10 protein-coding genes are annotated in these 12,885 nt (G+C 71.2%); 3 read left to right on the plus strand and 7 right to left on the minus strand.

Annotation, left to right across the window (positions count from 1 at the left end; translation table 11 throughout):
- Nucleotides 1-121: 121 nt before the first annotated feature.
- Nucleotides 122-964, minus strand: a complete 843-nt coding sequence (locus AC0VYL_RS25560) for a hypothetical protein (RefSeq protein ID WP_475481688.1) — start codon at nucleotides 962-964, stop codon at nucleotides 122-124.
- A gap of 354 nt (nucleotides 965-1,318) precedes the next feature.
- Between AC0VYL_RS25560 and AC0VYL_RS25565 the strand changes: the two genes are divergently transcribed.
- The gene (locus AC0VYL_RS25565) at nucleotides 1,319-2,254 is read left to right on the plus strand and encodes a Gfo/Idh/MocA family protein (protein WP_475481689.1); all 936 of its coding nucleotides are present in this window, start codon (nucleotides 1,319-1,321) and stop codon (nucleotides 2,252-2,254) included.
- Between the two features lie 16 nt (nucleotides 2,255-2,270).
- Here the strand turns inward: AC0VYL_RS25565 and AC0VYL_RS25570 are convergent, their stop codons facing one another.
- A complete protein-coding gene (locus AC0VYL_RS25570) occupies nucleotides 2,271-2,534 on the minus strand; it encodes a GlsB/YeaQ/YmgE family stress response membrane protein (protein ID WP_475456666.1) in 264 nt (87 codons plus the stop codon).
- Nucleotides 2,535-2,788: 254 nt separating this feature from the next.
- On the opposite strand from AC0VYL_RS25570, the gene AC0VYL_RS25575 reads away from it, so the two are divergent.
- Nucleotides 2,789-4,867 (plus strand): tetratricopeptide repeat protein, encoded by a 2,079-nt coding sequence (locus AC0VYL_RS25575; protein WP_475481690.1) that lies wholly within the window; start codon nucleotides 2,789-2,791, stop codon nucleotides 4,865-4,867.
- Nucleotides 4,868-5,239: 372 nt separating this feature from the next.
- Here the strand turns inward: AC0VYL_RS25575 and AC0VYL_RS25580 are convergent, their stop codons facing one another.
- Together AC0VYL_RS25580 and AC0VYL_RS25585 are read right to left on the minus strand one after the other, a co-directional pair.
- On the minus strand, nucleotides 5,240-6,487 hold the full coding sequence (locus AC0VYL_RS25580; RefSeq protein ID WP_475481691.1) for a hypothetical protein: 1,248 nt from the start codon (nucleotides 6,485-6,487) through the stop codon (nucleotides 5,240-5,242).
- 397 nt (nucleotides 6,488-6,884) lie between these two features.
- On the minus strand, nucleotides 6,885-9,935 hold the full coding sequence (locus AC0VYL_RS25585) for an AfsR/SARP family transcriptional regulator (protein WP_475481692.1): 3,051 nt from the start codon (nucleotides 9,933-9,935) through the stop codon (nucleotides 6,885-6,887).
- A gap of 520 nt (nucleotides 9,936-10,455) precedes the next feature.
- Here AC0VYL_RS25585 and AC0VYL_RS25590 point away from each other — a divergent pair.
- Nucleotides 10,456-10,914, plus strand: coding sequence for a helix-turn-helix domain-containing protein (locus AC0VYL_RS25590; protein WP_475481693.1), 459 nt, complete (start codon nucleotides 10,456-10,458; stop codon nucleotides 10,912-10,914).
- A gap of 52 nt (nucleotides 10,915-10,966) precedes the next feature.
- Here the strand turns inward: AC0VYL_RS25590 and AC0VYL_RS25595 are convergent, their stop codons facing one another.
- The 3 genes from AC0VYL_RS25595 to AC0VYL_RS25605 all read right to left on the minus strand — a co-directional run bounded on the left by AC0VYL_RS25595 (nucleotide 10,967) and on the right by AC0VYL_RS25605 (nucleotide 12,859).
- Nucleotides 10,967-11,578 carry an ATP-dependent Clp protease proteolytic subunit gene (locus tag AC0VYL_RS25595; RefSeq protein ID WP_475456678.1) on the minus strand — a complete coding sequence of 204 codons (612 nt, stop codon included), beginning with the start codon at nucleotides 11,576-11,578 and terminating at the stop codon, nucleotides 10,967-10,969.
- A complete protein-coding gene (locus AC0VYL_RS25600) occupies nucleotides 11,575-12,228 on the minus strand; it encodes a ClpP family protease (RefSeq protein WP_475456680.1) in 654 nt (217 codons plus the stop codon). Before AC0VYL_RS25600 ends, AC0VYL_RS25595 begins: the two co-directional genes overlap by 4 nt.
- A gap of 136 nt (nucleotides 12,229-12,364) precedes the next feature.
- On the minus strand, nucleotides 12,365-12,859 hold the full coding sequence (locus AC0VYL_RS25605) for a MarR family winged helix-turn-helix transcriptional regulator (RefSeq protein WP_475456682.1): 495 nt from the start codon (nucleotides 12,857-12,859) through the stop codon (nucleotides 12,365-12,367).
- Nucleotides 12,860-12,885: the final 26 nt, after the last annotated feature.

Consider the following 12,885-nt stretch of genomic DNA (forward strand, 5'->3'; position numbering starts at 1 on the left):
GGCTGTCCGAGCCTCATCGGCGCGGCCGGAGGCAGTCTGGTGGCAACGCGGGGACGCGGCGCCGCAGGAGTCCGTTGGGGGTGGCGGCGACGGGCGGGAGGAACGATCCACAGAGCACGATCTAGGGAAGGAAGGTCCGGATACGCCGCGCCTCGGTCTCGCTGCCGACCTCGCGGTAGAGCCGTTCGGCCTCCACCAGGTGGTCCATCCAGTTCCGCTCCCCGGCCAACTGGGTCACACCGGCCAGCGCCTCACGCACCCGGGCCATCTGCACGGTGTGGCCCCCGGCCTCGAAACCCGCCAGGGAGAGCTCCAGTTCGCCCCGGGCCTCCCCGCCGCGGCGCTTGCCGTTGAGCGCGCGCCCCCGTTCCAGGCGCACCCTGGCGAGGTTGACCTCGTCCGCCGGAGGGGCGGCGAAGACCCCCCGAGCCGTGTCCAGCCGCTCCAGGGCGTGGTCGAAGCGGCCCAGGGTCACCAGCGACCGTCCGCGCAGCAGGTCCAGTACCGCCGCCCCGCCCGGTCGACCCTCCGGGTTCCGGAGCGGTTCGACCAGGTCGAACAGGTCCAGTGCCTCCTGGTCGCGCCGGTCCCGCTGGGCGACGACGCCCCGGCCCTCCAGGGACGCGGCGCGCGCCCGGTCGTCTCCCTCGGCCTCGGCCAGCATGAGGGAGGCGACGAACTCACGGTCGGCGCCCACCAGGTCCCCCGCGTCGAGCAGGACCAGGCCCAGGAGGTGGCGGACCCAGGCCTCCAACCCGGTGTCACCGAGAGCCCGGGCCGCGCGCAGGCTCGCTTCGAGGAGGTCGGTACGGCCGTCGACCGTCCCGGACTCGTGCTCGGCCCATCGCGCGCAGGCCCGCAGGGAGTCCATGTTGGTGCGCATCCAGGCGTTGGCCTCCTCCGGCCCCTCGACGTCGAGCAGGACGGTGTTCTGAGGAGTGTCCTTCTTCTGATCGGTGTCCACGGGTTGGCCCCCTTCGTGGCGAACACGCACACCGGGCGGTCACCACGCCGCCGACGTCTCCGCTGGCCGAACCGCGCCCGGTGCTCGGGTGCCCATGATGGTCGAGACCGGAGGAATCCACCAGGAGTTTCACGGGCCGCTCCGGGACCCGAACAGTGGACCGACGCGAGGGAAAGCCCGGGCCACCAGGGAGGACGCAGAACGGGGCTCCGGACCGCGCGTCCGGACCTGGCCACGTCGCTGGGGCGCCAGGTGCTGCGGAGGACCGGGCCTCGCGCCCCGGGTCTTGCCGAGGGCGTTCCCGTGGGCGAGGGTTGCTGGTGCACGGCAAGACCACTGACGCCGGAGGGTCCCATGGGAGTGCGGTTCGGACTGTTGGGCACGGGCTTCTGGGCCACCGCGACCCACGGCGCGGCGTTGGCCGCGCACCCGGAGGTGACCCTGGTCGGGGTGTGGGGGCGTGACCCGGCGAAGGCGGCGGAGCTGGCCGAGGGACTGGGCGCACGGCCCTACGAGGACGTGGACGCGCTCCTCGGCGACGTCGACGCCGTCGCGATCGCCCTCCCCCCGGACGTCCAGGGCGACCTGGCCCTGCGCGCGGCCCGGGCCGGGAAACACCTGCTGCTGGACAAGCCGCTCGCCCTGTCCGTCGGGGCGGCCGACGCGATCGTGGCCGAGACACGGGCGCGCGGCCTGGCCTCCGTGGTCTTCTTCACCAGCCGCTTCTCCGATTCGGTGAACGACTTCCTGGCCCGCGCCGCCGACGACGGCGGCTGGGACGGGGTGCGGGCGACCCTCTTCGCGTCGATCTTCCAGCCGGGCAACCCGTACGGGGCCTCACCCTGGCGCCGGGAACGGGGAGGCCTGTGGGACGTGGGGCCGCACGTGCTCTCGGTGGTGCTGCCCGTCCTGGGACCGGTCGAGGAGGTCACGGCGGTCACGGGTCCCCGGAACAGCGTGCACGTGCTCACGCGGCACCGGGGCGGGGCGGTGGGCTCCCTCTCGGTGACCCTCGACGCCGCACCGGAGTCGGGGGCCTTCTCCGTCGACCTCTACGGCGAGCACGGGTGGCGGGCGGTCCCGGGCGGGGACCGGAGCGCGGTCGAGGCCTTCGGCTCGGCCGTCGACCGCCTGTTGGCGCAGCTGCGCGACCGCCCCGGTGACCCGTGTGACGTGCGGTTCGGCCGGGACGTCGTGGCCGTCCTCGCCGCCGCGGAGGAGTCCGCGAGCGCGGGAAGAACGGTGCGCGTTCCCGGGGCCGCCGGAACGCGTCCGGTGGCCCCGGGGTGAGTCGTCGTGCGGCGGATCAGGCCGTACTGGTGTTGTTCCTGGAGTACATGCCGTCGGCGAGGTACACGATGCCTGCGGCGACCAGGACCTGAACGATCAGCACGAACAACCAGAACCCGGTGAAGAGGCTCGCGATCCAGCCGCCGATGAAGGCGGCGACGATGCCCAGGAGCAGGGTCAGCCAGATGGGCAGGTGCTGCTTTCCGGGAACAATGAGACGTCCGAGCGCACCGATGATCAGACCAACAATGATCGCGGTGATGATTCCAGTGATCTCCACGAGTCCCTCCCCAGGTAGACGCGTTCTCCCCGTTCCCGCTCCGCGAGCCGTGGACACCGGACCAGACAAAGCTTTTGCCCCGCATTGTGCACTTTGAACTCTGGGCGGCCACGTACTGCCATCCGTGTGTACACGGACCGCCAGGGGGCAGAACTCCCTCTGTCGACGTCGAGAGAGGTCCCCTCATGCCCCCTCCTGACGATGAGCGCCCAGAGACGGAACACCCCCCGGGGACGGTGTCGTCCGCCCGTCACGTGAGCGGCACGGTGGTCCAGGTCGGCACCGTCCGGGGTCCGGTGACCCTGCACGGCGGTCCCCGCTCACCCGTACCCCGACAGCTCCCGGTCCCGCCACGGCTGTTCACCAACCGGGAGCCCGAGTTCCAGCACCTGGAGGACCTGCTCCACGACGTCACCCGTGACGGCAGCGGCCGGACCGTCGTGCTGACCGGGACCGGTGGAGTGGGCAAGACCGCCCTGGCCACGCGTTTCCTGGGCGACGTCGGGACGTCCTTCCCGGACGGAGCCCTCTACGCCGACCTGCTCGGTTTCACCCAGGAGGGACCGGCCGACCCCTCCGACGTCCTGGACGTGTTCCTACGGGCCCTGGGCGCGGATCCCGCCTCGATCCCACACGAGTTCTCCGCCCGCGCGGCGGCCTTTCGCAGCCACACCCACGGACAGCGGATCGCGGTCCTGCTCGACAACGCCGTGTCCGCGGCACAGGTCCGCGCCCTCACCCCGGGCCAGGGTGCCCACCTGCTCATCGTGACCACCAGGTTGCGCCTGTCCGGCCTCGGACTGGACGGATCGACCGTGCTGGACGTCCGGCCGCTCGGTGAGGCGGAGGCCGTGGATCTGGTGTCCCGCATGCTGGGCGACGACCGGGCCCGCTCCGAACCCGTGTCCGCCCGCCGCCTGGTGTCCCTGTGCGGCCGCCTCCCGCTCGCCCTGAAGGCCGCCGTGAGCAGCCTGGCGCTGCGGCCGCACCAACCCCTGAGTCGGCTGGTGTCCAGGTTGAGCAGCGAGGAGGACCGCCTCGCCGGGCTCAACCGCGACCGGGAGCTGTCAGTGGACACCGTCTTCACCACCTCCTACCACCTGTTACCCGAGCCCGCGCGACGCCTGTACCGCCTGCTCGGTCTCCTCCCCGGACGGGACGTCACCCCCGAGGCCGCCTCCGCGCTGCTCGACCGCGCACCCACCGAAGCCGAGGACCTGCTCACCGACCTGGTCGCGGCCAATCTCCTGGAGGAGACCCCGGGAGGGAGGTTCCGCCAGCACGACCTGGTCCGGTTGCACGCCCGCGCCCTGGCTGAGGCGGAGGAGCCACGGGCCTCGTCCGACGCGGCCCTGGACCGGGTCCTGGAGTACTACCTCACCACCGCCGCCGCGGCCGACCGCGCCCTGAACCCCGGCCGTTGGCACCTCGCACCCGTCTTCGACGGGCCACCGGAACGCGAGTTCGGTTCGAGGTCCGAGGCTCTGGACTGGCTGGAGTCCGAGCTGGAGGTCCTCCGCGCGACCGTGCGTTTCTGTGAGTCGACGGGCAGGCACTCCACGTGCTGGCAGCTGTGTGAGGCGCTGCTCAGCTTCTTCATCCTGAGAAAACACCTGCTCGTGTGGCGGGAGGTCGGTCGGCACGGCCTGGCCTCCGCGCGCCTGCTCTCCGACCCCGGGGCCCAGGCCAGGATGCTCTCCATGCTGGCGATCCAGCGTCTCAACGTCCACGAACCCGCGGAGGCCGGAGAACTCCAGATCCAGGCCCTGGAACTGTGGAGGGCCGCCGATCACGCCTTGGGGACGGCCTCGTCGTTGGAGGGCTGCGGAGTGTGCGAGCTCGCGCAGGGACGTCCCGCCAGGGCGCGTCCCCACTTCGAGAGCGCGCTCGCCATCCACACCAGGCTCGGCAGGAACCGGGGGATCGCACTGATGCTGCGAAGACTCGGTGAGGTGTGCCGGGACCTCGACGACCACGTCGGTGCCGTCGACTACTTCGAGCGCGCCCTCGACTTCTTCGTCGAGTCCGAGGAGCCCTACGCCAGGACCCGGGTCCTGGCCGGGCTGGCCAGGACACACATGGCCGCCGCCGAGCCGGATCGGGCCCGGGCGGTCCTGGTCGAGGTCCTGCGACTCAGCGATCAGGTCGGGGCGCGGGCCGAGAGGGCCGGTGCCCTGGTCATGCTCGCTGACCTCGCGGAGACCGAGGGGCGGTTCGACGAGGCCGGCGAGCTGCTCAGAGAAGCGCTGCCCGTCTATACAGGGCTGTCCTCCCCTGAAGCCGCACGGACGCGGTCGAGGTTGGACCGGCCGCCGTACACGCGACCACGCTGATCGCCCCGTCCCTGGCCGCGGCGACCACCGCACCGGTCCCGCCCCACGCCTCCGGCCAGGAGCAGGCGAGGGCGGCGACCACCCCCGCCATCACGGGTCCGGAGAGTCGCACCGGTTCGGCGAAGCCGCGCACGTACACGGCCGCCCCCCGCCGAAGGTCGAGGGCGGCCCGGGAGCCGGGCAGGGCGGCCAGGACGTCGAAGGCGCACCCACCGCCCGCGTCCGTGATGTCGACGACGTCGGCGACGTGCAGCCAACGCGCGGGGACACCGGGTGCCAGCATGACCGTCAGGTGATCGTCGAGCGGCTTCGGACCTCCGGCGTCCCGCACCAGGCCCACCTGGCAGCGGATCACCCGCTCTCGTGTGCTCCTCACGCGACCCTCCCCTCACCGGTTCCCCGCGACCCGGGACGTTCGGAGACGAACACCGGGCGACGCAACGGCTGGAGGCGGGCGGGCTCCGCGGGCTCGGGCAGGTCCATGATCCGGTACATGACGCGGCGAAGGAGCTCCGCGGACCGCCCGGGAGCGGAGGTCAGCCGGGTGTGCACCGCCGAGGCGTTCTCGCTCCCCCACCGCCCGACGGCGTCCTCGACCTGCGGCCAGATCGGCTCCCCCTCCCTGTAGTGGTGGGCCAACCGGTGGAGGAGCTCCGGAGTCGAGCCGGAGGCCATGTCCGCGACACCCCCGGCCAGGAGTGGGGCGGCCCCCAGTCCCGCCGCGTAGGCGGTGACGGAGCCGGGGTCACCGACCACCGCGTCGGCGGCGACCAGGAGCCCGAGCCAGGGCGACCCCGGGGCGAGGACGCGCAGTCCCCGACGCCGGGCGGCGGAGGACCAGCCCAGGACCTGGCGGGGGCCGTGACCCCACCAGATCCCCGGGTGCAGGATCACGGCGGCCGCGTACCCGCGCGGCATCTCGTCCACCAGTCGGTCCACGAGGTCGGGGTGACGACCCCAGACCCCGGCGGGTCCCCAGGTGCTGGTCACGACCACCAGCCTCTGGCCCTCCCCGACCCCCGCCGCACGCCGGAACCACCGCCGTTCGGGGAGAGCGGCGACGGCCCGGTCGTAGCAGGGGTCACCCACCTCGTGGATGATCTCCGCCGTCTCCGGGACGGTGGAGACGAGGGCCGCTCTCTGGGCACCGTGCGCCACGCCGATGGCGGAGGGCACCAGCCGCCCGTACCGGGTGAGCGCACCGGGGACGGCACCGCCCACGGGCCGCGCGACCGCCGGGCCGTAGCCGTTCCCGCGCGCCGGATGCCGGGAGAAGCCGGTTCCGTGCGGCAGCACCAGCACGGGCGCCCTGACCTGTTCCAGGAGTCCGTGGTTGGCGGCGACCGCCAGGTCGTAGTCGAAGGAGGTGGCCTCCGACCACGACAGGACCGCGGCGTCCAACCCGTGCAGGAACGCCCGTCCGCTCGACTCGAACTGTGAGCCGGGCGCGAGGGTCCAGACCACCTGGACCCGACGGTCGGTCTCCAGCAGAGTCCCCATGAACTCGCTGAGGCGGTCGCCGGACTGTTGGCTGTGGACGACCGCGAGGACGGTCCTCTCGGGGCGCACCGTCAGCGGGAAGACCGGGCCGGTGTCACCCCGCATCCAGGATCTGCTCATTTCGCTCCTTCTGATCTTTACTGTCTGACCAGAACCAACTCTGGGCGAAATGTCTGATCCAATCCTGGAGGACCGCTTTCGACTCCCTTGCGGAACCTTGCGGGATTCCTATGGCCGTCTGTCGAGGAGCCCGGAGTCGAGTGCCTCCGCCTTGCCGACCGCCACCCGGGAGGTGACGTCACCCCACTTGACGTCATCGGCATCGAGGCGAACGGCGCAATCGAACAGGACAACCACAACGGACACGGATGAAAATCCCATCTTCGCGAAGGCGACAGCAGACGTTCTGGCCGCAACAAGAGTGACCGCAGTGGACACTGCGGTCACGGACGCCCGTAGATTACCGACGCCAAGCAGAAGATGTGGAGAAATTGAGGGGTAAAGAAGAAATCTTGCTTCAGTGTCCCGGCATCCCGAAGCTGGTGCTTGCTTCCAACTTGAGCATTATGGGAGGTAGATGGCGGGTGCGCAGGGGTTCGAGCAGCTGTATCGCGTGCCTCCAGTTGGTCAGGGCCGCCTCCTCGTCCCCCTCCGTACGGCACAGGTCACCCAGCCGGTTCCAGGCCAGTCCCTCGTCCAGGACCGAGAGGTTCGCCCGTGCCTCCTCCCGGGCCGCCTGGTACCTCATACGCGCCGACGACAGGCGTCCCTGGGCGACGTGAACGTCCCCCAGGACGTTCAGGACCTGGGGGATGAGGCTCGCGATCCCCGAGGTCCGGATCCGGTGGAGCGCGTTGGCCAGGACCTCCTCCGCCTCGCCCACCCGCCCCAGCTCCAGCAGGGCCAGGCCCAGGCCGTTCTCGTTGTTGAGCTCGGCTGGCGTGGCGCCCATCGCCCGGAAACCCTCGCGGGCGGCCAGGAAGTGCTCCAGCGCCTCCTGGTAGCGACACAGGTAGTTGGCGATGGATCCCAGGTTGAGTCGCGCCTGCGTGGCTCCGTAGAGGTCGCCCAGTGCCTGGAAGATCCGCAGCGCCTGTTGGCAGGACTCCAGGGCCCTGCGGTGGTATCCCAGTTCGAAACCGGTCCGGGCGACGCCCATCAGGACGGCGCCCTCCATCCGGCGGTCGCCCAGCGACCGGCAGAGGGGCAGGGCCTCCTCGAAGGAGGCCTCGGCCGCCTCGAAGTCCCCCGTCTCGTTGTGGAGACCGCCCATATGGGTGAGGACGCGTACCTGCCCGAACCGGTCACCGAGGCGCCGGAACTCGGACAGGGCGAAGCGGTAGTGCTCCATCGCCCCCGGCTCATCGCTCGCACGGGCCCGCAACGTCCCCATCCGGACCCGGGCATGGGCCACCCCGAGGTCGTTCCCCTCCCGGGTCCAGAAGGCGATGGCCGTCTCCAGGCCGTCCGCGGCCTCCGGATCCGCGAGGTTGGCCCGCACACACCCGAGTTCGTAGAGGGCGTGCGCCAGACCGGTCGCCGAGTCGAGTTCACGCCACGCCCCCACCGCGTCCTCAAGGAACCTCTCCGCACGGTCCCAGGGGCCCGCGTTGCCCAGGAGCCCCGCCATCGCCAGAGGGATCCGGGCGGCGTGCTCGACGAACCCGTGGCGTCGCGCGTGGGCCAGAGCGGCCTCGATGGTGGGAAAGACCTCGGTGAACCAGGCGTGGGCCTCCTTCGGTCCCGGGAACCGGGGCAGCGCCGAGCTGAACGGCGGCAGGTCCCACAGCCGGTAGCGACCCGGTTGGACCACCCGGTCGGCGTGGTCCAGGGCGGCCAGGTAGTGGTCGAGGATCCGGCCGTCGATCGCCCGGCGCTCCCCTTCGGACGTCACCATCCGGGACCGCAGCGCGGCGAAGTCCCGCAGTGAGTCATGCATCCGGAAGCGCCCGGGGGCGACCTCCTCCACGAGGTGGTGGTCCAACAGTTCCTCGATGGCGGACTCCATCTCGTCCCAGTCTCCGACGGCGGCCGCCGCCGCGTAGTCGGAGACCAGGGCCGTGGGGTGCAGTCCGAGGCACAGGAAGGTGCGCTGGGCCCGAGGACTGAGTTCGTCGTAGGACAGGGCGAACACGGTCGACACCCCGCGCATCAGGGTCCTCGTCACGCCCCGAGCGCTGTCGGCGATCTGGTCCGCCAGGTACGCCGGAGTCCACGAGGGATGACTCTGGAGGTATCCCGACCCCACGCGCAGGGCGAGGGGAAGGTTCCACATCTGCCGCACCGCCCGGTCCATGCCCTCGGTCTCCGGGGCGAGACCGGTGAAGGCCGAGAACATCCGCACCGCCTCCTCCTGGCCGAGCGATTCCAGCCTGATCCGCTGGGCCCCCTCCACGTCCAGCAGGATCTGCCTGCTCGTCACCAGCACGACGCTGTGGGGTGTCCCGGGGATCAGGGGCCCCACCTGCCCTCCCTTGGCGTCGTCCAGGAGCAACAGGACGCGTCGGCCCATCAGCCGCTCGTGCCACAGGGCCAGGCGCGCCTCCGGCTCACGGGGGATGCGCTCACCCGGGACCCCCGTCATCAGCAAGAGGCTGAACAGCGCCTGCTGCGAGGTGACACCGCGCAGTTCGATCTGGAGCCGGACGTCGAACTCGTCCCTGAGCAGATGGGCCACGTGCGCGGCGAGGGAGGTCTTCCCGACCCCGCCCATGCCCGAGATCACCTGCACGACCGTCGAACTCCCCGCCGCCCTGGCGCGCCCCACCAGGAGGTCCGTCTCCTCGCCACGGCCCACGAAGAGCGGGGCGGCCGCACGCAGGGTGTCCCGAACCTCCGGCCGGTCGTTCCGCCGGAACGGTCGCCCGCCTCCGGGGGGCGCGGAGGAGGTGCCCTCCCCGCCCTCGACCAACTGTTGGAAGAGGGCGCTGGTCGCCCGGTTGGGCTCCACGCCCTCCTCACGCCTGCGACGGTCGCGCAGCTCGTTGTACTCGCTGATCGCCTCGGCGGTACGACCCGTGGCCGCCAGGGCCCGCATGCGGAGGTAGACGAACCTCTCCTCGGGGGGATGGTCCTCCAAGCGCGCCAGGACCTCGTCGAACGCTCCGAGTTCGAGCTGGCACTCGGACCACTGGGCGAGGAGCCGTGCCCGGTCGGCCGCCATGCGGTGGCGCGCGCCCTCGGCCCAGGCGCCGTCGAGCCCGGCGAGGGGTTCGCCCCGCCACAGCGCCAGGCCCCGGTCCAGGAGTTCGACGGCCTCGGCGCGACGGCCCTGACGGGTCAACCGCCCCGCCTGCTCGGCCCACCCCCTCGCCCGGTGCCAGTCGACGTTCTCCCGGGCCGTCCGTAACCGGTAGCCGTGGGCCCGTTGGACGATGGTGGCGTCCGCGTCGGCCTCACGCAGGCGGCGGCGCACCCTGCTGACGTGTGAGTGCAGGCTTCCCCGCACGGTCTCGGGAGGGTTCCGGCCCCACACGGACTCGATCAGGGTCGATGCGGAGACGATCCGGTCGGCGGATTCCGCCAGGATCGAGAGGATCAGGCTCTCCTTGGGGGTTCCGGTTTCCACTGGTCGGTTCGCCACCAGTATCCGCGGACTCTGGGCCAGAAGCTGTATGTCCAACCTGTCACCACCCAACTCCCTACCATAGTGCCATCCGCAATTATGGATTTCCAGGATTATGGATTCGGACATCTACAACAGGAGCCACCTGACCAGCAGAAACACACAGGAGACCAGGAGAGGGAACGGTGGCGTAGGCATCGCTTCGCCAGAGCGATACCATTCTCGGAGAGACTGCACAGGAAAGAGGAAAAGGCGAAATCACATTCCTTCGCACGTGCATCAGAACGGCCTGCCCAAGCCCATCGGGACCAAGGACCCTCTCTGGCACGGGGAACCCGGTCACCTCGGAATTCGGCCGGAGGAGCCGCACCGGGAACCGGGAGCCCGGGACCCCCGTCTCCCGGGGCGGAGTCCGCTTCGCCGGGGTTCTGCCGTCCGCAGAAGGCCACCGCGACCCCTCCCGCTCCGGCGCTCGCGCGGCGTAGGCTCGCAGGGTCGGGACACGGCAACACGGGAGGCACCGATGTCCGAAGGCGTCCTGCGCGCGCTGGACGAGGCCCGCGAGGGCGACCGCTCCCGGGCGCGTCCCGCGGAGCCCCTGATGCGCGACCTCATCGGTGACCTGCTGCGCCGTACCCGGGTGGAGCAGGGCCGCACCCTGCGCGAGGTGGCCGAGGACGCCCAGGTCTCCCTGCCCTACCTGTCGGAGGTCGAACGCGGCCGCAAGGAGGCCTCCTCCGAGGTCCTCGCCGCGATCTACCGCTCACTGGGCCTAAGCATCATCGACGTCCTCGGTGAGCTCCACCGGCGCACCCTCCTCGCCCGGTACGGGGCCGTCACCCAGCCCGCGTCGCCCCGCGTCGTCAACAGCATCGGCACGGGTTCGGGCATGGTCGTCCGGAACCGGTCGACGCTCGGGGGCGTGCGCGTCCAGACGCCCGCGCCGGGCCGCCGGACCGGCGTGGTGTCGCTCGCGGCCTGACCACCGCGTCCGAGCCGCGAACGGCCCCGGGCGCACCCGGGGCCGCGCTCACTCAGGCGGCGACCTGCGCCAGGTCGCGGGTGGTGATGACCTCGTCCACCAGGCCGTACTCCCGGGCCTGCCACGCGGTGAAGATCTTGTCCCGGTCGGTGTCGGCCCGCAGCCGCTCCTGGGTCTGGCCGGTGTGCCGCGACAGGATCTCCTCCACCTGGGACCGGACCCGCAGGATCTCGGCGGCCTGGATCTCCAGGTCGGCGGCCTCGCCCCGACCCTCCGTGGACGGCTGGTGCAGCAGGACCCGGGCGTGCTCCAGCGCCGCCCGTTTGCCCGGGGCCCCGGCGGCGAGCAGCACGGCCGCGGCGGAGGCGGCCTGTCCCATGCAGACCGTGGCCACGTCCGCGCGGACGAAGCTCATCGTGTCGTAGACGGCCGTCAGCGCGGTGTTCGAGCCGCCCGGTGAGTTGATGTACAGCTGGATGTCCAGGTCAGGGCTCTCGTAGTCCAGGTGGAGCATCTGCGCCATGACCACGTTGGCCACGTCGTCGTCGAGCGGCGTGCCCAGGAAGACGATGCGCTCGGACAGCAGCCTGCTGAACACGTCGAACGAACGCTCTCCGTTGGGGGTCCGCTCGACGACCATCGGTACCGTGTAGCGCCCGCTCATCGGGTGGCCCCCCGCGCTCCGAAGCCGGTCGAGCCCCGACCCAGGCGCATCACGCCCTCCATCTGGTCGATCGACTCCACCACGTGGTCGACGAACCCGTAGTCGCGCGCCTCCTCGGCGGTGAACCAGGCGTCCCGGTGCTGGTCGGCGGTGATGGTCTCCTCGCTCTGACCGCTGTGCCGCGCGATCAGCTCGATCATCGTCCGCTTGGTGTGCGCGAGGTTCTCCGCCTGGATGGCGATGTCCGCCGCCGTGCCGCCCAGACCGCCGGACGGCTGGTGCATCATGATCCGCGCGTGCGGCAGGCTGTACCGCTTGCCGGAGGCGCCGGTGCAGGCGAGGAACTGGCCCATGCTCGCGGCGAACCCCATGACGAGGGTGGACACGTCGTTGGGGACGAAGTTCATCGTGTCGTAGATGGCGAGCCCGGCGGAGACCACACCCCCGGGGCTGTTGATCGCCAGGGTGATGTCCCGGTGCGGGTCCTCGTCCGCGAGCAGGAGCAGCTGGGCGCAGACACGGTTGGCGCTCTCCTCGTCGACCTGCGTTCCCAGGAGCACGACGCGGTTGCCCAGCAGCCGCGCCGCGAGCTGGTCGTCGAAGCTCCCGGTCGGCGCGTGCTCCGCGACGAGTTGTTGGTGGATCGGCATGGGCCCTCCTCGGTCCGGCGTCCGGGGAACGGACACTCGTCCGTTCCCGCCGGTCCTCCCAGCCTGGGCCGGGGAGGGCTCTGACCTCCACACTTTCGGCCCGGGGCAGATCTGCCACGGGCAGAGCGGGGGCGACTCAGGTGTCGTCTATGGCCTCACGCAGGTCACGCAGGACGTCGAGGACCATCGGGCGCAGGGAGGGCCTTATCGCGTCGAAGACCTGGCGCTGTTTGCGCTCCATGTACTTGCGCCGTTCGGCCAGCACCCGCTCGCCCTCCTCGGTGATGGCCACCACGGTGCTGCGTTCGTCACGCTCCGAACGGCGCCGGACCATCATTCCCTTGCGTTCGAGCTGTTGGATCATCCGGGTGGCCGACGGGGACGACACGCCGACGATGTGAGCAACAGCACCGACACTCGGGTTGTCCATGCCGCGCACCGCTTCCATCAGCAACGACTGTGTCAGGGTGAGTTCTTCGGCACCCCGATGCCCGTGTCCGCCCCGCGAGCGGGCATGGAGCGCGGCGTTGATCAGTTCGGTCCACACACGCTGGAACTCCTCGAGTTCGGCGGCGTTGGGCTCGAGTGATTCCTGCTGATCAGAACAGGGCTCGGGGGTCTCGTCGGGCACGAAACGGTCCTCGCAGGCTGGGCAGT

Source organism: Nocardiopsis sp. iso_238, assembly GCF_056173325.1.